General features: G+C 43.9%; 21 protein-coding genes and 1 pseudogene. 13 read left to right on the plus strand and 9 right to left on the minus strand.

Annotation, left to right across the window (positions count from 1 at the left end; translation table 11 throughout):
* The first annotated feature begins 3 nt into the window (after positions 1-3).
* A complete protein-coding gene (locus tag FHD02_RS06165; RefSeq protein ID WP_042308053.1) occupies positions 4-840 on the plus strand; it encodes an ion transporter in 837 nt (278 codons plus the stop codon).
* Positions 841-873: 33 nt separating this feature from the next.
* Here FHD02_RS06165 and FHD02_RS06170 read toward each other — a convergent pair whose 3' ends face one another.
* On the minus strand, positions 874-1203 hold the full coding sequence (locus FHD02_RS06170; protein WP_003020691.1) for an HI1450 family dsDNA-mimic protein: 330 nt from the start codon (positions 1201-1203) through the stop codon (positions 874-876).
* Between the two features lie 34 nt (positions 1204-1237).
* Positions 1238-2698, minus strand: a complete 1461-nt coding sequence (gene cls, locus FHD02_RS06175) for a cardiolipin synthase (RefSeq protein WP_220393694.1) — start codon at positions 2696-2698, stop codon at positions 1238-1240.
* 142 nt (positions 2699-2840) lie between these two features.
* Between cls and FHD02_RS06180 the strand changes: the two genes are divergently transcribed.
* Positions 2841-3014 (plus strand): YciY family protein, encoded by a 174-nt coding sequence (locus tag FHD02_RS06180; protein WP_094301000.1) that lies wholly within the window; start codon positions 2841-2843, stop codon positions 3012-3014.
* Between the two features lie 50 nt (positions 3015-3064).
* Here FHD02_RS06180 and FHD02_RS06185 read toward each other — a convergent pair whose 3' ends face one another.
* A complete protein-coding gene (locus FHD02_RS06185) occupies positions 3065-3361 on the minus strand; it encodes a YciI family protein (RefSeq protein WP_006684292.1) in 297 nt (98 codons plus the stop codon).
* Positions 3362-3713: 352 nt separating this feature from the next.
* On the opposite strand from FHD02_RS06185, the gene FHD02_RS06190 reads away from it, so the two are divergent.
* The gene (locus FHD02_RS06190; protein ID WP_220393695.1) at positions 3714-4391 is read left to right on the plus strand and encodes a hypothetical protein; all 678 of its coding nucleotides are present in this window, start codon (positions 3714-3716) and stop codon (positions 4389-4391) included.
* Positions 4392-4719: 328 nt separating this feature from the next.
* Complete coding sequence (locus FHD02_RS06195) at positions 4720-5424, plus strand: DUF724 domain-containing protein (RefSeq protein WP_220393696.1); 705 nt, start codon at positions 4720-4722, stop codon at positions 5422-5424.
* On the opposite strand, the gene FHD02_RS06200 is transcribed toward FHD02_RS06195, so the two are convergent.
* Positions 5425-5970: a recombinase family protein gene (locus FHD02_RS06200; RefSeq protein WP_220393697.1), complete on the minus strand. Its 546-nt coding sequence runs from the start codon at positions 5968-5970 to the stop codon at positions 5425-5427.
* 1450 nt (positions 5971-7420) lie between these two features.
* Between FHD02_RS06200 and FHD02_RS06205 the strand changes: the two genes are divergently transcribed.
* The 8 genes from FHD02_RS06205 (at position 7421) to FHD02_RS06240 (ending at position 13581) form a co-directional block, all read left to right on the plus strand.
* The gene (locus FHD02_RS06205; RefSeq protein WP_220393698.1) at positions 7421-7978 is read left to right on the plus strand and encodes a hypothetical protein; all 558 of its coding nucleotides are present in this window, start codon (positions 7421-7423) and stop codon (positions 7976-7978) included.
* A gap of 1 nt (position 7979) precedes the next feature.
* Positions 7980-8258 carry a hypothetical protein gene (locus FHD02_RS06210; protein ID WP_220393699.1) on the plus strand — a complete coding sequence of 93 codons (279 nt, stop codon included), beginning with the start codon at positions 7980-7982 and terminating at the stop codon, positions 8256-8258.
* On the plus strand, positions 8258-8473 hold the full coding sequence (locus FHD02_RS06215) for a hypothetical protein (RefSeq protein ID WP_220393700.1): 216 nt from the start codon (positions 8258-8260) through the stop codon (positions 8471-8473). The genes FHD02_RS06210 and FHD02_RS06215 overlap by 1 nt, the downstream gene beginning before the upstream one ends.
* 177 nt (positions 8474-8650) lie before the next feature.
* The gene (locus tag FHD02_RS06220) at positions 8651-8959 is read left to right on the plus strand and encodes a hypothetical protein (protein WP_220393701.1); all 309 of its coding nucleotides are present in this window, start codon (positions 8651-8653) and stop codon (positions 8957-8959) included.
* A gap of 545 nt (positions 8960-9504) precedes the next feature.
* Positions 9505-10227 (plus strand): transposase, encoded by a 723-nt coding sequence (locus tag FHD02_RS06225; protein WP_220393702.1) that lies wholly within the window; start codon positions 9505-9507, stop codon positions 10225-10227.
* A 27-nt stretch (positions 10228-10254) separates the two neighbouring features.
* Positions 10255-10473 carry a hypothetical protein gene (locus FHD02_RS06230; RefSeq protein WP_220393703.1) on the plus strand — a complete coding sequence of 73 codons (219 nt, stop codon included), beginning with the start codon at positions 10255-10257 and terminating at the stop codon, positions 10471-10473.
* A 105-nt stretch (positions 10474-10578) separates the two neighbouring features.
* Positions 10579-12672: a tape measure protein gene (locus tag FHD02_RS06235; RefSeq protein WP_220393704.1), complete on the plus strand. Its 2094-nt coding sequence runs from the start codon at positions 10579-10581 to the stop codon at positions 12670-12672.
* A 141-nt stretch (positions 12673-12813) separates the two neighbouring features.
* Positions 12814-13581, plus strand: a complete 768-nt coding sequence (locus tag FHD02_RS06240; protein ID WP_220393705.1) for a phage baseplate protein — start codon at positions 12814-12816, stop codon at positions 13579-13581.
* A gap of 33 nt (positions 13582-13614) precedes the next feature.
* On the opposite strand, the gene FHD02_RS06245 is transcribed toward FHD02_RS06240, so the two are convergent.
* Positions 13615-15132, minus strand: coding sequence for a recombinase family protein (locus FHD02_RS06245; protein ID WP_220393706.1), 1518 nt, complete (start codon positions 15130-15132; stop codon positions 13615-13617).
* A gap of 90 nt (positions 15133-15222) precedes the next feature.
* Between FHD02_RS06245 and tonB the strand changes: the two genes are divergently transcribed.
* Positions 15223-15939, plus strand: a complete 717-nt coding sequence (gene tonB / locus FHD02_RS06250) for a TonB system transport protein TonB (protein WP_204562032.1) — start codon at positions 15223-15225, stop codon at positions 15937-15939.
* 87 nt (positions 15940-16026) lie between these two features.
* On the opposite strand, the gene yciA is transcribed toward tonB, so the two are convergent.
* The 4 genes and pseudogenes from yciA to FHD02_RS24350 form a co-directional block, all read right to left on the minus strand.
* Positions 16027-16428: an acyl-CoA thioester hydrolase YciA gene (gene yciA, locus FHD02_RS06255; protein ID WP_038640996.1), complete on the minus strand. Its 402-nt coding sequence runs from the start codon at positions 16426-16428 to the stop codon at positions 16027-16029.
* A 164-nt stretch (positions 16429-16592) separates the two neighbouring features.
* Entirely contained in the window at positions 16593-17132 is a 540-nt protein-coding gene (locus FHD02_RS06260; RefSeq protein ID WP_200006285.1) for a septation protein A, read from the minus strand.
* A 54-nt stretch (positions 17133-17186) separates the two neighbouring features.
* Positions 17187-17930 (minus strand): YciC family protein, encoded by a 744-nt coding sequence (locus FHD02_RS06265; RefSeq protein ID WP_220393707.1) that lies wholly within the window; start codon positions 17928-17930, stop codon positions 17187-17189.
* A 28-nt stretch (positions 17931-17958) separates the two neighbouring features.
* A pseudogene (locus FHD02_RS24350) lies at positions 17959-18045 on the minus strand (YkgJ family cysteine cluster protein); the annotation flags it as partial.
* Positions 18046-18113: the final 68 nt, after the last annotated feature.

Raw genomic sequence — 18113 nt, forward strand, 5'->3', positions numbered from 1 at the left:
TTTGTGTCTGGCTTAGTTTCTTCTGTTCGCCGTACGCTTTATCGTACATTATTTGATTTAGACACACGCTCGGGGCGCCGTTTTGAAGGTATGTGCGCACTGTTCGCGCTGCTCAGCGTGATTGTTATCTTCGTTGAGTCCGGGGTCGGGACGCAATACCATTTGACCTTTGAGGAATGGCGCGTATTTGTCTGGCTGGAAGTCTTTATCACTCTGGTCTTTACTATCGAATATCTGCTGCGATTATGCTGCTGGGCCAATCCCGCTAAATATGTCTTTAGCTTCTGGGGGATTATCGATCTTGCCACCATTTTGCCACTGTATGTGATGTGGTTATGGCCGGAAATCAGTCTGAGTTATGTTTTCGCCTGGCGGGCGATGCGTGTCCTGCGCGTACTGCGAATTCTCAAATTGCTGCGCTTTATGCCTTCTCTGCGTATATTCTGGAGCGCAATAAAAAGCGCCCGTCATCAGCTAATCCTGTTCTATTCATTTATTGCCATTCTGATGATTGTTTTCGGCGCGCTGATGTATCTGATAGAAGGGCCCAAATATGGCTTTAGTACGCTGAATGCGTCAGTGTATTGGGCCATTGTCACGGTAACCACCGTCGGCTATGGTGATATTACTCCCCACACGCCGCTCGGGCGCATGGTAGCGTCAGTGCTGATTTTGATCGGTTATTCCGTGATTGCGATCCCGACAGGTTTGATAACGACGCATATGAGCAGTGCGTTCCAGCATCGGCAGAATCAGCGTAAATGTCCTCAGTGTCAGCAGAGCCAGCATGAGCACAGCGCGCAGTTTTGTAACCGGTGCGGAAGCAAATTACCGGGCTAAAAGTAAAAAAGCTGCGAGAGCAGCTTTTTTTAATTATTCGCGCCAGAGAATGTGGCAGAGCTTGTGATCTTTTTCGCGACACAACAGAACGCGGGCAAAAATATCGTTAATCTCGCCGTCTTCTGTATCAGCCAGACCAATCACCACTTCGGCAAAGAAATCAGGATTCAGGTCAAAATCGACATGTTCCTGCCAGTCCTCCGCCGGGTCAAATAATTCTGCACCGCCGCGCTCTTCAAACTGCAAATTGAACAGAATGATATCTGCCGGATCGAGGTTGTCCGCAGCCAGTTCGAGAAAAATATCGTAAGCCTGCTCAAGCGTTTCGTCTTCAGTCAGACGATTGTTCAAATCCATATCCATAATGACTACCTGTTTACTGTCTGATGGGCACGTTTTACAGCAACGGGCTAAAGAAGTAAAACAGTCGCTCGGCGATCCGCTGCCAGAGAGGTCGTTTTACCCACAATCGGGCATCAAGCAGGCGGGAACGCGAAATATAATCATCCTGCACAGCGGCGAGGTCGCCCCCGAACCCGGCATCATCTATAACCAGTGTAATTTCAAAATTCAGCCATAAACTACGCATATCCAGGTTAACGGTCCCGACCAGGCTCAGTTCTCCATCAACCAGTACGCTCTTGGTGTGCAGCAAGCCGCCTTCAAACTGATAGATTTTGACGCCCGCGGCCAGCAGCTCGGTGAAAAAGGCCCGGCTTGCCCAGCCAACCAACAGGGAATCATTCTTCCGCGGAAGAATGATACTGACGTCGACCCCACGCTGTGCTGCTGTACAGATCGCATGTAGTAAATCATCGCTGGGGACGAAATAGGGCGTGGTCATAATTAAATAGTCACGCGCCGAATAAGCAGCAGTTAATAGCGCCTGATGGATCAAATCTTCAGGGAAACCAGGACCCGAGGCGATAGTGTGAATGGTGTGACCGCTGGCCTGCTCAAACGGCATGATATTGACGTCCGGCGGCGGGGGTAAAATGCGTTTCCCGGTTTCAATTTCCCAGTCGCAGGAGTAGACAATGCCCATCGCGGTGGCAACAGGACCTTCCATTCTCGCCATCAAATCGACCCATTGCCCCACGCCCGCATCCTGCTTAAAGAAGCGCGGGTCGACCATGTTCATGCTGCCGGTATAAGCAATATAGTTGTCGATCATCACCATCTTACGGTGCTGGCGCAGGTCCATTCGGCGCAAAAACACACGCATCAGGTTAACCTTGAGGGCTTCGACAACTTCAATACCCGCATTACGCATCATCGCCGCCCACGGGCTACGGAAGAATGCCACGCTGCCGGCAGAGTCCAGCATCAGGCGGCAGTGAACGCCTCTTCTGGCGGCCGCCATTAACGATTCGGCAACCTGATCGGCCATACCACCCGGTTGCCAGATGTAGAACACCATCTCGATGTTATGACGCGCCAGTTGAATATCACGGATCAGCGCCTGCATCACGTCATCGGAACTGGTGAGCAGTTGCAGTTGATTCCCCTTAACGCCGGCGATTCCCTGACGACGCTCGCACAGCTTAAATAATGAAGAAGCAACGCTGCTGTTTTCCTGTGCAAAAATATGTTCACAGGCTTTGAGGTCGTTCAGCCATTTGGCCGTGGAAGGCCACATTGCCCGGGCGCGTTCGGCGCGGCGTTTACCCAGGTGGAGTTCACCGAAGGACAGATAAGCTATGATCCCTACCAATGGCAGTATATAGATGATCAACAGCCATGCCATTGCGGAGGGCACTGCGCGTCGCTTCATTAGAATGCGTAATGTGACGCCAGCAATGAGTACCCAGTAACCCAGAATGACCAGCCAACTCACCACGGTGTAGAAGGTTGTCATAAATTTAAAAATCCTTTTGAAAGCGTATTGTTAAGAGTTTACGCATCAGGATAAATCTGGCAAATAAAAACACGGGAAAACCTCTGGTCTGCATTCGGTGTGGCGTTATAATGGCCGCTCAGTGACTGGAAGAGTAGTTAACATGAAGCGTAGTAGAACGGAAGTGGGACGCTGGCGGATGCAGCGTCAGGCTAGCCGCCGTAAAGCACGTTGGCTTGAAGGACAATCGCGTCGTAACATGCGTATCCATACCATCAGAAAGTGTATTCTGAATCATCAACGTAACTCGTTGCTGTTTGCAATCCACAGTATCTGATCTCAAAAGGGCACCGCTGGTGGTGCCCAATGTCTGCTTTCGTTCTGTTTTTAAAATACTTTCTTATAGGGTTTCACAGAAACCTGTGCGTACACGCCAGCAGCCACATAGGGGTCGGCTTCTGCCCACGCCTGCGCTGCTTCTAAAGATTCAAATTCTGCAATCACCGTCGAGCCGGTAAAACCCGCGACACCTGGATCGTTACTGTCAACGGCTGGCATCGGTCCTGCCGTGAGCAGTCGTCCTTCGTCATGCAGGAGTTGCAGACGGGCCAGATGAGCAGGGCGCACGGAAAGGCGTTTGTCGAGAGAGTCTGCGATATCTTGAGCATAAATAACGTACAGCACGGGTAGAGCTCCTTAATCGGTAAAAGTCGTTAATTACGTTATTGGAAAGGCATGTCAACTGCAACGTAAAGATAACGGATTTGTTAAGACCACATTGTCATGAAGGTTTTTTTACATAAAATCGTGTTTTAAATGCAGCTTACCGTCCAGACCTTATTGAATATGATTGCTATTTGCATTTAAAATCAGGGCCTGGTTTTTTAACTGAAACGATTATGACTTCAATGACCCTTGAATGAAGTCTATTCGGTTTTCTTTAGATGTTCATCTCACATCATCTTCAATTGATGTTCCTTACAACTCCCCAGAGCGTTAAGATAGTTAACCGATTGAGTTTTCAGGGCATGAAAGGATGAGCAACACTACCGACATCTTAAGCACGATAGCTGATATCACTATGGCTGGTACTGCTGTATGGGCTGCATTAAAAGCTAATGATTGGTTAAAAAATAAAGGATTGGATAATGCTGAATCTTTCTTTAGAGAGGTTCATGACCTGCATAAAAGATACTCAAAAATCCTGCGTTATGCTGAAGAGTCGAATCGAGTATTCCAGAATCAGGAAGGTCTGATGTCACCCAATCCTGAAATCATAAGTAATGAGCAATTCTGGGAAGTGAAAGCAAATCTCTACAAGACCAAAGAAGAGTTTGACCATTTTGTATCCTCATATCTGCTAATGGATGCAATGGATATTAAGTTAAGTCCAGCCTCTGCTGAACTGGTTGAGAAGCAGATGAATGCACACAGTGAGTTTTGGAAAAACGCAAGAGATTTTAACAACGCAATATCTGAGATTGTTAGGCGTGGTGTGTTGTCTGAAGACATGCAGCGTGTAAGGGATGAAGTGACAGTTAGATATAATATGGTGTACCTAACTCTCGATACTTCTATGGATATCAATGCTGAGTTGAAGAAGATTAAATTTAAAGACTTCTACACACTTTCAAAGCCTAGACCTTTTATGAGGATTTATGACTCTATGAGTGGTCTGATGGTCAGGTTGAAGGAGCGATTGCGTCAACTTTAAGTTACCTGTTATTTACAGGTCTTATCAGGTGAATGTTTATGCAATTTAACGGTATATTTCCAAGTATCTAAGCAGTTTTCTACAGTATCTATGCAGTATTTTCCAAGCCCCTACACCAACGCTAAGTAACCTAAGTTATTGATATCTTTAAAGAATCCGTACAGCCTCTGTTTAGGGAACTGTAGCGGGTGTTAGTCGTCCCTCTCTCGACTCTTAAAAAGTGTCATATACAGGTCTATATAACGATTGCTGCAATAAAATTCACTCCCTAAATTAAGCTGTTCACTATAACATTACCCTCGATTTCAAAACTTTAAGTGGTGATAAGATGAGTGAAGATAGTGTTGTGGGTTCAACTATGCAGGGACTAAAAGAGAGACTGTCAAGCCCATTATGGGGATATATCATTCTTTCGTGGATAGGATTTAACTGGAAACACATTGCAGTGATGTGCCTTAGCAAGGCTCCGGTGGAAGTCCGTATTCACCAGATTACCGCATCTGATTTTTTCTACATTAGGTACTTAATTCTCCCATGCTTGGTTGGATTCGTGTTGTCGTCTATCTTCCCGTACATAAATCAAGCCTCTATGTGGCTTCAGTCAAAAGCGCTTGAAATAAAGATAAAGAGAAAAGTTAAGGCTGATAAGCTGGAAGAGATGGAGTTAGCAAAGCAGAATCTGGAAATCGAGAAAGTCGTGCAGGAGAAGGAGAGGGAAAAAATAAATACTAAAGAGATGGAAGAAAGAGTGGAATCTTTACGGGAGGACATGATGAGCATTGAAGTGGAAGTTGCTCAATTGAAATCAGAACGTTCACAGATTCAAAGTCAGATAGAAGCATCTCTTCAGTTGATTGTCCAAATAGAGGACATTGTTAAAGGTGTGGATTCCGGCAAGTATACAGACGAAGATTTTAGGTCATTGGTCAAAGAATCAGTGAACAAAAGTCTTCTTGATGAAGCCAGAAGCACTTATCAAACACAAAAGTCTCTTGATGAAATGGGTAAAGCATCAAGCCTTGAAAACGAATAGTTATGCTTCAGACTTAATACGCTGCACAGTTGACTTAGCAACGTTGAATTGTGCAGCTACTTTAGCAATTGACTGACCAGCAGCCAGAGCGGCCTTAATACCTTCTCTGTCAACCGCTTTACCGTTACCCCTTCCAACTACACGACCAGCAGCTTTAGCAGCTTCATAGCCCTCTCGTTGACGCTCAAGCATCATCTTACGTTCAGCTTCAGCTACCGCTGAAAAGATTGTGAGAATCATCTTAGACGTGGGGTTATCGTCACCAGTTATCAGACCTTCCTTGTGGAAGTGAACCTTGATACCTTTCTGTGAGAGTTTATCCACCAGCGTTAGTACATCCACGGTAGAACGCCCTAAACGTGACAGGTCATGTACATGGATAACATCACCTTCACGAACATAGTCGAGCATAGCTTTTAGTTGTGGTCGGTCTGTATTCTTTCCAGATGCCTTGTCAATGAATACCTTATCCAGTGTGACCCCTTCAAGTTGACGGTCTGTAATTTGCTGTACTGATGAAACTCGAATATAGCCAATGTTGCCCATAATATACTCATATGCCTTACTCATTTGATGGATTGAGTATATCGTACCGATAAGGTGTTTTACAAGGCTAATCGGTACGGTTTTTACAGGGGCTTAGCTATACCTTTTTAGTATGCTATATCGGTACGCTTAAGAGATGGAGACGCCTTTATAGCAATTCACATAGAAGGTCAATGATATTTTGAGATTTTGCAAGGGGGACGGCTTAGACGTAGTGACGGGTACTTAGCAGACATACAGATATTTTCGAAGATTCGGGAAAGATGAGATTCAAAGGGGGCTACTACGATTTTATAAAAATTTTCAGAATCTGGATATTTCCTGTATAGATTTTAACCAGCATAGAAGCCTGTATAACGTGAGGGATCCCTATGGTTACCATATCCCTCTCTTCCCACTAAATGAGATACACAGAACCTAGAGAGCATGTCTGTAATGTTTCTGTATCAGGTCAACTACAAGAGGTCTGGATAGTATCTTGTAAGATTCTTGGTAGTGATTATGCAAAGGGCTTGATAAGAGTGTTTAACGGGAGGAAGAGAACCATGAAACCGAAGGTAGGTTCTGCCTTAACAGTGACTGTAAGAGATACTGAAAAGAACTTAACAGATAACTACCTAGAAAGAAGAGAACCATGAAACCGAAGGTAGTGACCTGTTAAACAGACCTTTCAAAGCTTCTTAAGAGTCTGTTAAGAGGGGTATATCAAAAATCTTAACATTTGTCAAGAGGTCTGTCTTTAGCAAAAAGTGCTAAACCTAATAAATAGCACTAAATGCTAAACCAGTATTTAAGGTATGTGCTAAGAGGTCGGTTAGGAAGGGAGCTTCCCTTTCTGGGGTGTCGCTCTATGGGTGAAGTTAACCTTTGAAATTCTCTGTGAAGAAGCTGAACAGCTATTATATTGGCTAATTACAGCTCATTGATTAATAAGGGTTTTTTCTAGAAACTGTCAACTTGATAGCTTGATGTGACTAACTGAAATATACAGCTTTCCGGCTTTGTCAAGAGGTTTCACTACCCACCAGCTAAAAATATTTCAGAGGCGGGAGTGATTGGGTTAAGACGGGTCTTGGTGGTTGTCTTCACGACTTCTGTCTTTCAAGTCAAACGACCATTCACGACCGAATAACCGAAACACGATGAACACCCTGACAATGACATAGCGAAGCAGTAAGCCTGCGAACAGACCCATACCCCCACCAGCCCATAAATCAGATGACCCCAATTCTTGAGGGAGGTTAAACATTCAATGTACCTTCTGTGTGCAATGCAAAACATGTGACCATTCCCGATAGCCACGCTTCATATTTTTCCTCTCTCATAAACCCATTATACCACAAATGTTAAGAAATTGTTACGAAAATACTTGACATTAGCCCTTGAAAATGCTAGTATTATATGTATTGAGTTAACAGAATAATAACATCTTATGAGGGTCAGAATATGAATGAACGATGCAGGATTTAGAGCGATGCTTCAGGCATCAAAAGAACGCAACAAACACAACTCCTACGCTTACACAGACACCCCCACCAGCCACGAAGTACCCAAGTTCACCAGAGCAGAACGCAAAGGCATTGACGAAGTAATTCGGGCAATTACACCGAGGAACCGTTATATGCCAACCAGAAAGAGCACGAAGAATACTGTTAAAAATTATCTGGCTAACTTTGACAGCTACGAGCAATTACCAAGCAAGCTTGATGATATTTTTATTGGATTCTGTAGAAGTGAAGGTCACCCGAAATATAACAAAAAACTATTTTATCTTCTAAAGAATCTTGATGAAATTAACTCATCCACTGTGACAAATCATCTTCAGCGTCAAGCAACCAGACTTAGCCATGAACTACCAACTGATGCCTATTGTGCGTTGCTTGCTGTGATGTGCGCGAAATTAATTAGCATTGTTGAACATCACATTACCGTTGGAAATATCGAACCAATGGAAAACGAACAAACAGACTTTGAATTTGACCCTTATCTAATTTTAGGAGGATTTTAAAATGAACAGACACACACTTACAAGGATTTCAGAAGAAGCCTTTAACGAACTTAACAGAATTAAACAAGCAACCAACCTACCTCATCAAACTGTTATGCAACTTGCAATTACTAAAGAGGTCACTGAATCGGATTTGTTAAAGCATCCAGTTTCTAAAGGTCGTAAACATATCCGAATTACTCAGGATGCTTTAGATATTCTGAAGGGACTAAACAGCTTTAAGATTGATATTGCCCGATTGATGAGTATCAAGATTCACAAGTTATCTATGGAGGTTTAATGCTATGCATCACGTTTAATTACCACACGGATAAAATGATTGAGTACGTTTCAGACCTTCTTATTAAAGAAAATGGATTCGGTGACATTCACAATCCCAAAGATATTTTCATTAAAGCCACCAGCCCAAACGAAACACTAAGAACAGCAGTTACACCGGGATGGTTTGAGAAACACAAGGTTGAATTAGGTTATTGGGGTGAAGGTGCTTCCTGATACCTAATACAAGTCCGAGACATTTGAACAAAAACGATTTTAGCTCTCTCAGGCGCTCTCAGCGCCATTCTAAGCGATTTTTACCCCTCAATTTAGGGTGGGTGGTATATAGACATTACCTGCCCCTGAAAAGGGGGTTAAAACGTCTCAGAATGCGATACAGAAAGGATTTTAAAAATGAATTATCCAATGACAGTATTAATTGACCAGGAAACTATGAATTGGTTGATTGACCTGAACAGGTCAGGGTTTAACGTGCATTTCATGAATTGCTTTGAAGCTTCAAGTTGTATCGACAAACACACCATCAACACAATTAAGATTGGTGACTATGTTCACAGGCTGGTAGTAACAGACCCACACAATAAGAGCTTTATCACGGATGAATGCAATCGACTTGATTTAAGCCCTGAGCAATTACTGAAGCTGAATGTATTCCTGACCTATCAGAATGAATTAAACCCTTACAGCAAGGTGATGCAATGACGCTTGTTATTCTCTGGACAATGCTTGGTTTACTGGTTGGCTGCCTGATTGGTAACGCAGCTAATACAAATTGATGTTACCAGATTGTTAAAGGCATGTTGACAAATAACCTCAAATATGCCATAATTTTAAGTGTGGGAGAGCAATTCTCTCTATTTTCTTTTAACAAAACATCTAGTGGATTGGATATTCTGGTAAGTGCAATGCTTGCTTTCATAGCCTTTTAAGTCCCACGCTTGAGAGGCTATTCTAAGAACTATTGCTTACGCTCCTTATATATCCTACAGGTATATTTAATTTGCCCTAAGATTGATTAGGGCTTTTCTTCAAGGGTTTTTATTAGAGAGCCTTTGAAGAAAGTATTTGCCTGCTTTCGAAACGTTTATAAGAAAATTCATCAAGCCCTTTACAGAAAACTGTTTAGGGCTTTTCAGTTTGATAAAAGCACCTTTGATAGCGACTCACTCGCTTCAGATTCACCTCCACGAATGCTATTGAGGGTGCTTCTATGAAACATGAAATAAATAGACAACGAGGTGAATTAAATGATTAGGAATGAACATGAAAGAGAAGCTGATAGCAGACAACCAGCTTATGAACGAGTTAATTTAAACGGTGATTCACATCCACTTTTAAGAATGCAAGAAGATTTAGCAGATAAGCTTATTCAGGAAAAGCAAGAGAAAGAATCAAGACTTCCGAATGAGATTATCAATGTCTACCCTGAAGTGGTAGATATGCCGGATGTATGTAAGGGTGATGCACTGTTAAATCTTGAGCGTGAATATTACCCACTGCTGAAATCACAGCGTATTAAGCTTGATGCTACTTATGACAAGGTTACTCAGCTTCAGGCAGCTATTGAATCTACTGATTTTGAAATTCAAGATGAAATTGAACAAAAGCCATATATTTATTTCCAGTATGAAGATAATGATGGTTACGGCGTTTTCCCTGAGCAAATTGCAGACGTGATTAATAATATTCCTGAAGGTTTTAGGGTCGCTAAGATTGTTAAAGCTTCTCGTGGTAGTGGTTCCTTCATTTATATGACTGACAAAACTCAGGAAGAACTAAATGAGATGGCTAAACAGAATATCTTAAAAGCCCGTAACAAGGGGATTGATTCTGCCAAGAAAGAACTTGCTAACCACCTTAAAGCTATGAAAGAGCTTGTTAGTGAATACGAGAATGCTAAGAAGATTGCTCTAAAGGCTGATATTGAGCAGTTAACGAAGATTTCTCAGAAATACGCAAAGGCTATTTGAGGTGGAAAATTGAATTATGAGGTGATAATGATTGATTTTCAGCAACGCTATGAAGTTATTAAGTCTGTTTGTGAAAGTTTAAAACAACAACCAAACAAGCCAAAACTACGAATTAAAAGCAGGCGTCAAGTTATCACCTTGCATAAAGCAAAGGTACGTAAGATTCCTTCGTGGTGCTTGGATAAATTACCATGTGACGCACAGATTTTAGGTGAAGATGGGATTTATACTTACGTTTACCATTAAGCTTCTAATAAGAATTGGTTGGGTCAAACTAATACGGGAGAGATTATCGATGTTATTCGGTGGTTTCTCCCTTTTTTGTATATAAGATTTGAGGTGAAAATATGAATGAGCAAGTTTACAGTTGATTCGTTTATCGTTGAGCTAGGCTTTAACGAAAACGTTATTAAAGGATTGCAAAGAGTTGAAAAACTCGCTATGCAGTCAGCACAAAAAATTGAACGCAATTTAAATAAAGCGTTTAAAGTTAATCCAAAGAGCATGGGTAAGGATTTAACAGCTTCTTTAGGGAATATGGAAAAGAAGATTAACCAGACTTTTAACCGCTTAGAGGCAAGAGCTAAATCTTCCAAGGCATTTCGTTTTAAAACTCAGGTTGAAGAAACGGTTAAAGCAGCAAGGCAACCAAGAATTAGCGGAAGTCGAGCAATCACAGCGGCGCATAGTGCGAATATGAGTAAGCTTAAAGGCTTTGACCCCGTTATGCAGAAATATATCCGTTCACAATATTATGCATTGAGTGGTAAAGCTAGTAACCTTGGAAGTGAAAAGTTTAATACTGAACTTGCAAAACTAAATCAGTCTCTTCGTGAAACGCTTTCTAAGTTTAACAAGGCCACCAGCAAAAATAATCACAGTGAACATGCTTCGAATGGTTTAGATGTATTAGCTTCAAGTGCAATTAAAGCAGGTACAGCTATTTATACTTTTCAAAGTGCTTTGGCTGCTTATCAAAAGATTATGACAGTTGGCTTAAAGAAAGAAGCGTCACAACGAGCAGCACAATTTGTTTTAGGCGATGAAGGTGCTAAGCGAGCTACAGACTTCGTTAAGAATCTTGCTAATAATACAGGTGTAGACCAGATTGAAACATTAAGTAGCTTTGCTAAGTTTTCCGCTGGTGCTGGTGATATGAACACAGACCAGAAAGAATCCTTATTTAGTAATGTGATTGGTACATCCCGACTAATGGGTTTAAGCACTGATGAGATTAACGGGATTCTAAAAGCTTTCGAGCAGATGGCTTCTAAAGGAAAGATTCAGGCTGAAGAATTACGAGGTCAGCTAGGTGACAGAATGGCGGGTGCTTTTCAGTTATTCGCCAGAAGCCTTGGAATGACTACCGAGCAACTAGATGCAGCTATGAAGAACGGTAAAGTTCTTTCTAAAGATGTTCTTCCTAAAGTATCCGCTGAAATGGGTAATATGATTGCTAAGGCAGGTGGATGGGAAAAGATTATTAACTCCACTCAGACACAGTTGGGACGTCTTTCTAATTCATGGAATAACAATCTAGCTCTTATGTTCGACGGTTCACAGGAAGGTTTAACAGACTTTACAAGGTCACTAACTAATTTACTTGGTTCATTAGGTGGTTCATCTAAAACTCTTGGTCAAACTTTTGGTGACCTGATGAAAAGCATGTCAAACGGTGTAGATGACCTAACAACGATTAGCTACAAGGTACAGGGATACTTTGACAGGGTGACATTACTCTACCGAGAATTAAACGATACACAAAAAACTTTAGCTGATGGTCTTGCTAATGGTCTGTTAAACTCCTTAAAGGGGCTTGCTGGAATTGTCGCTGTAAGGTCTGGGATTGGTGCTGTAGGTGGTATCTGGAATTTAACCAGAGCTATTACAAACCTTGGAAATGTAGCAAATACAGTAGCGGGAAGAATTAATTCACGCTCTGGTACTGGTACTGGTACTGGTGTTGGTGTTGAAGGTGGTAAAGGGAAGCTATCTGTAGCTGATGCAATTACACGAGTGATGATTGTCGGTATGACCACAGATGTTATTAACTCCATTGTTAAACCACTCTATGAAAGACAGATGAATAAGTCTGATAACCCGATGGATAAAGTAAGGGCTAAAGTTGAACCTACAGACCAAGCCTTAACGGGTGATATGAACTCTTTAGCCGCTGTATTGTGGGCTATGTTTCAGGGTAAATCAAAAGCACCTGAACAGGTTATTTCACCAGAGGCTTTAGATAATCTAAAAGGTCGAGTGGATACATTTACTCAGGATTTAAAAACAATCATTAAGCCTATAGTGAATATTCAGCCTCAAACAATCAATATCACTACTCAGACGGTACTTGATGGAAAGGTGATTGATGAAAGAACAACATCACACGTAAACCGTATGCAGGAAGATACCTTACTTAACTCATCATATCCAGAGAGTGAATAATGTTAGAGCTACTAATCTTTATCGCCACACACGGCAATCTATTAATCTTTATTTAACGATGTGCTACGTGAAAAATAAAATCTGATGCCTATAACTACTCAGGTGTATTCACGTAGCGCATCACTAAGAAGGAATACTCAAATGGCACAATTTAAATACTCTGGCAAAGATGGTATCTATTTTCACCTTAGAGGTGATGTAGAATCTTTTCTTGCTCTTACAGCCACTGAACAGATGGACTATGACAGCCCTATGATGGTGACGACTCAAGCTATGCAATCAGGGCAAACTATCACAGATAACGTTCAGAGAGCACCTAAGACCATCACTATTAGCGGTGTTGTAGTGGTTGATTCGACAGGTTCAATTCTATTAACTCGACGAGGGCAATTAGTTGAAGAGTTTATTTCAACCGTTGAACAGTGGAGAGACCAGAAACAAATCATCACTATTGTTTGTAAGGATGGTATCAAGATTGATGACTCAGTAATTACACAATTTAAGGCGAGTAAAGAACACACTATTACCAACGGTCTTCGTATTCAAATGACCTTCCAAGGTGTTGAATTTAAAGCTGTAGTTGGTCAGACAGACGTTTCAGCAGCTACTGGTAAAACAGCCACTACAAATGATGGTGGTACAACATCTAAAAAGAACACTGGTAACACAACAACGAGCCTTGGAAGCGCTATGTTAGCTTGCAAAGAGCTTTACAGTTATTCATCAAGTGAACTTACTAACGAACAGCTACAAGCCCGTGTAACGTGTTCTAAGAACGTTACCGTCAAAGGTGGTACAAGCACCTTCTCAGATTCTGCTAACGAGCAAGCTTCAAGGGCGCTGAATAGCGGGACGGGTAGAGCGTTGAAGAAATACTCTGTGAATCCTAACAAGCGCGGTACTTACTAGAAATGAAAAAGGGGCTATGAAGCCCCTTGTAAGTCACAACTGAAAACCGTCTATCTCTAATAAATCTTTCTCAGCAATTTCAAAGATTGGTGAACCATCATTTAGCGGTAGCGGGTCTGTAGGAACGGTTATTTCAGTGTCATTCTGTAGCGTTACAGTTACCGAATCCTTACCCAATGTAAGCCCTTTTAGATGCTTGGACAGAATCAACTGACACTCAACACGACCCGCTTTAGTTGTCAGGTCAACATCTTTGAGTTGGGGTAATCCCTTGTCACTGAGTGAAGTTTTACGCTTCATGCTATCAATCGCGGTCTGTAGCTCTGTGCGCCTCTGGTTCAGTTCCCTCGCCTGTGCTTTCAACTCTGTAATGTCATCCATTTCAAGAAGTAGGGCGGTAGCTTTCTTGATTCGAGATGTGACAATTTCAACCTCATGCTGTAACGCTGCAATCTTCCGCTCTGATTCTCCATCATTCCCCACGTCAATCATCCCTAGAAAATTATCAAGCATCCACTTATCAAACGGTTTACGCTTCAGCGGTGGAACATGACAGCGACCGTCAGGATGGTTATTGCACCGATAGACCCCCTGATAAGTACGTTTGGTTCCGGTAGGGTGAACACTAGCCCCACACTGACACCTAAACAGACCTTTGAAGATGTTAATCGTTAGCGGGTTGTCACTTGCAGGTGTACGGCCTTTACGGTTTTTATCGAGAATCTCTTGAGCTTTATTGAACGTTGATATACTTACAGCGGCTTCGTAGTAATTCGGTATAGCGGGGCGGTCATTACGTTGTGATGCTGGTAGTGTGCCTATCACTGACTCAGAGCGTAAAACAGTACGAACACTGTGAACACTGAACCCATTAGCTCTATGGCGGCTAAATGACGGTATGCCGTTGCTTTGTAGGTGACGTGCAATGTTATGAAGGCTTTCACCATCTAACAGCAGCTTGAAAATCAGTCTTACAGTCTCAGCGTGTTCATTGCACTTGAAAGTGTCGGGGTCAATCCATCCAGGAACATTTCTTGTAAGACGTTGTTCACCAGCAAGGGCAAGCTTTGCACGTTGTGCCCACTTCTGACTAACACGGAAAGACTTCTGTTTACTCTCCTGATGCGCTATGTAGGCTTTGACACGCTGGATAATGCTTATACCAAGGTCATCGGCTAAAGCATCCTTTGTGTAGATAAGACCATCTTGTAGCGTGTGAATCTCTAACCCGTTGCCTAAGATGCGATTCATCAAGGCTTCTGTTTCAAGATGCTCTAAGCGGCCTATACGGTCGATACTCTCAACAAGCAAAATCGTACCTTCTGGAAACTCCCCAGACTCAATACGGGCTAACATGTCACCAAACTGACCAGTAAGATGCTTACCTTTGTAACCGGATAGACCTTCATCACTGAAAGATGCTACTACTTGAGCATCGCTATTCTTCTTCAGCCACTGCTTGAACAGGTCGTTTTGTCGTCTGGTTGAATCAGCACCTTCAACACCTTGTATGGCTGATGAGAATCTCAAGTATGTTATTGCGTGTCTCAAGGTGATAAACTCCCATGCAATTGATTATCATTTAAAGATGAACTTATAAACGTTATGGCTAATGCTACAATGCCGAATAGCTACAATACAATGACCCTTGATTTACCTCGTCGCTTTCCCTGGCCAACGTTACTCTCCGTCGGCATCCATGGTGCTGTAGTGGCGGGTCTATTGTATACCTCGGTACATCAGGTTATTGAACTGCCTGCGCCAGCGCAGCCGATCTCCGTTACGATGGTCGCGCCTGCCGATCTCGAACCACCTCAGGCCGTTCAGCCGCCGCCGGAACCCGTCGTCGAGCCTGAACCGGAACCAGAGCCGATCCCGGAGCCGCCAAAAGAGGCGCCGGTAGTGATTGAAAAACCGAAGCCCAAGCCTAAACCGAAGCCAAAACCGGTGAAAAAAGTGGTAGAGCAGCCCAAACGTGATGCTAAACCAGCAGAGCCGCGTCCGGCGTCCCCGTTTGAAAACACGGCGCCAGCGCGTCCAACGACCAGTACCGCGCCGGCAACCAGTAAACCCGCGGTGAGTGCGCCATCTGGCCCACGGGCTTTAAGCCGAAATCAGCCACAGTATCCGGCGCGAGCACAGGCTCTGCGCATAGAAGGGCGCGTTAAGGTCAAATTTGACGTGACGCCAGACGGGCGCGTCGAAAATGTGGAAGTTCTGTCCGCGCAGCCGGCGAATATGTTTGAGCGTGAAGTAAAAAATGCGATGCGCAGATGGCGCTATGAGGCCGGTAAACCAGGTTCCGGACTGGTAGTGAATATCGTGTTCCGTCTGAACGGCGCAACGCAGATCGAATAAGGCGCAAGCCGGATTTGGCGGTTCGCCGCCATCCGGCAATAAGCAATGAATTGTGTGATTGCCGGATGGCGATGCTATCGTGACTTATCAGCCCAGGGTAGGGATTGGGCGAGGCTTACCGTCTTTATCAACGGCAACATAGATAAATAGGGCTTCGGTGGCTTTATAGCGCTGGCCGATAGGTTCTGAAGCAACTTTCTTCACCCAGACTTCAATATTAATGCTGATCGAAGTCGTCCCGCGCTTCACGCAGCGCGCATAGCAACAAACCACATCACCTACGGCAACCGGGCGTAAAAAGCTCATTCCTTCAACGCGCACCGTTACCACACGACCATGTGCGATCTCTTTGGCCTGAATAGCGCCACCTATATCCATTTGTGACATCAGCCAGCCGCCAAAAATATCACCGTTCGCGTTGGTATCGGCAGGCATAGCCAGAGTGCGTAAAACCAACTCACCTTGGGGAGTATTATTCGTTGTTGTCATTGTTGAACCGACTATAGAGAAAGATTACAGGCGCGATGCTACTAGAATTTACGCGCTGAGAACAGAGGGATGCGGCGTGTGGAGCGCAAGTAAGCCGGGTTAACGGCAATGAGGAACGTGTGGGGATAAAAATTCGCCAGATCGGTTGATCTGGCGAACATGTATTACGATTTATCTTCCTGCGGCAGATGGCGGTAAATATAGACACCGCTCAGCAGCGTGAAGAATAAGGTCAGGGCTGTCAGGCCGAATACTTTAAAGTTGACCCAAATATTCTGCGGCAGCCAAAAAGCGATATAGATATTCGCCAGACCACACAGAATGAAAAAGATGGCCCAGGCGACATTAAGCTTCGACCACACCGGCTGCGGCAGAGTTAGCTCTTTGCCTAACATGCGCTGAATCAGCGGCTTTTTCATCACCCACTGGCTAACCAGCAGTGCACCGGCAAACAGTCCGTAAATCACCGTGACTTTCCACTTAATGAATTCATCGTTGTGGAAGAAGATAGTCAGGCCACCGAATACGGCAACCAGAACAAAGGTGATTAACGCCATCTTCTCGACCTTGCGATAGCGAACCCAGCTGTAAATCAAAACCACAGCCGTCGCGACAATCAGTGCCGAGGTCGCCGCGTAGATGTCGTAAAGCTTATAAAAAGCAAAAAAGACAACCAGCGGTAAAAAATCAAGAAACTGCTTCATTCATCGATTCCGTCATCAAAAGCACCAGGCATGCGCCCGGTATGCGTTCAGGGTTTATTGGCGAATCAGCATGTACAGGCGGAACAAATAGATCAGCAACACGGCGGAGATCATATTGCTCAGCGTATTCGCCAATACCGCGCCTACATTCGGCGTAAGTACCGCAAAACTTGGCGCAAAAAGCAACAGCAGCGTTTTTGCCAGCAACCAACCGATCACTGCCGGCGCTACCAGTCGCATATTAGACCATGCCAGACGCATACTGTTGCGCATAGCGGCAAAGACACCCATTTTATCCTGTACCAACATCACCGGTGCGAGTGCTAACAGGATGGCCAGCAGAATACCGGGTACGACCACCAGCATAATACCGATTTGCACCAGCAGAGTAGTCAGAAAAATCAGAATAAACAGCTTGGGCAGCACTGGTGCACTGGCGCCGATGGCGCGTAACGCGCTGACCCGATGACCTGCTGAAATCAACTGAATCATCAGGATGACACCTCCCGCGAGGATGGCATTACCAATCAGGCCTGAAAATGTCGACGCCGCGGAAGCGCGTAGCAGAATTTGCTGCTGCTCCGGGGTCATATTTTGTACCAGATCGAACAGACCCACGCTACTGGTTAACTGATCCCCTTCACTGAGCTGCTCAATTTGTGCGTCGGTGGGAGAAAAGGCATGCCCTAACACCACTGTGATAAACGCGCACAACAACGATACCAGCAAGATGGTAATGAATTGATTACGGAAAAAGTTTCCCGTGTCACGGTAAACGGATTTCGCCGTGATAGACATGCACTCTCCTTGAGTTTTGCAGGTGTTCATTTGCGGGCAATTGTACCCTGGATAACTCTACAGTGGCAGCATCGCACGATGTATGGAAAGGCATATCTTTGTAAAGCTCCGGTAATTTTTGGCTATGACTTCAGCGTTATGCAAGAACCCTGGTTGTTCTCTGCGCATCATGGGCAAATAAGC

Source organism: Citrobacter sp. EC_71 (assembly GCF_019584005.1).
GTDB lineage: Bacteria > Pseudomonadota > Gammaproteobacteria > Enterobacterales > Enterobacteriaceae > Citrobacter > Citrobacter werkmanii.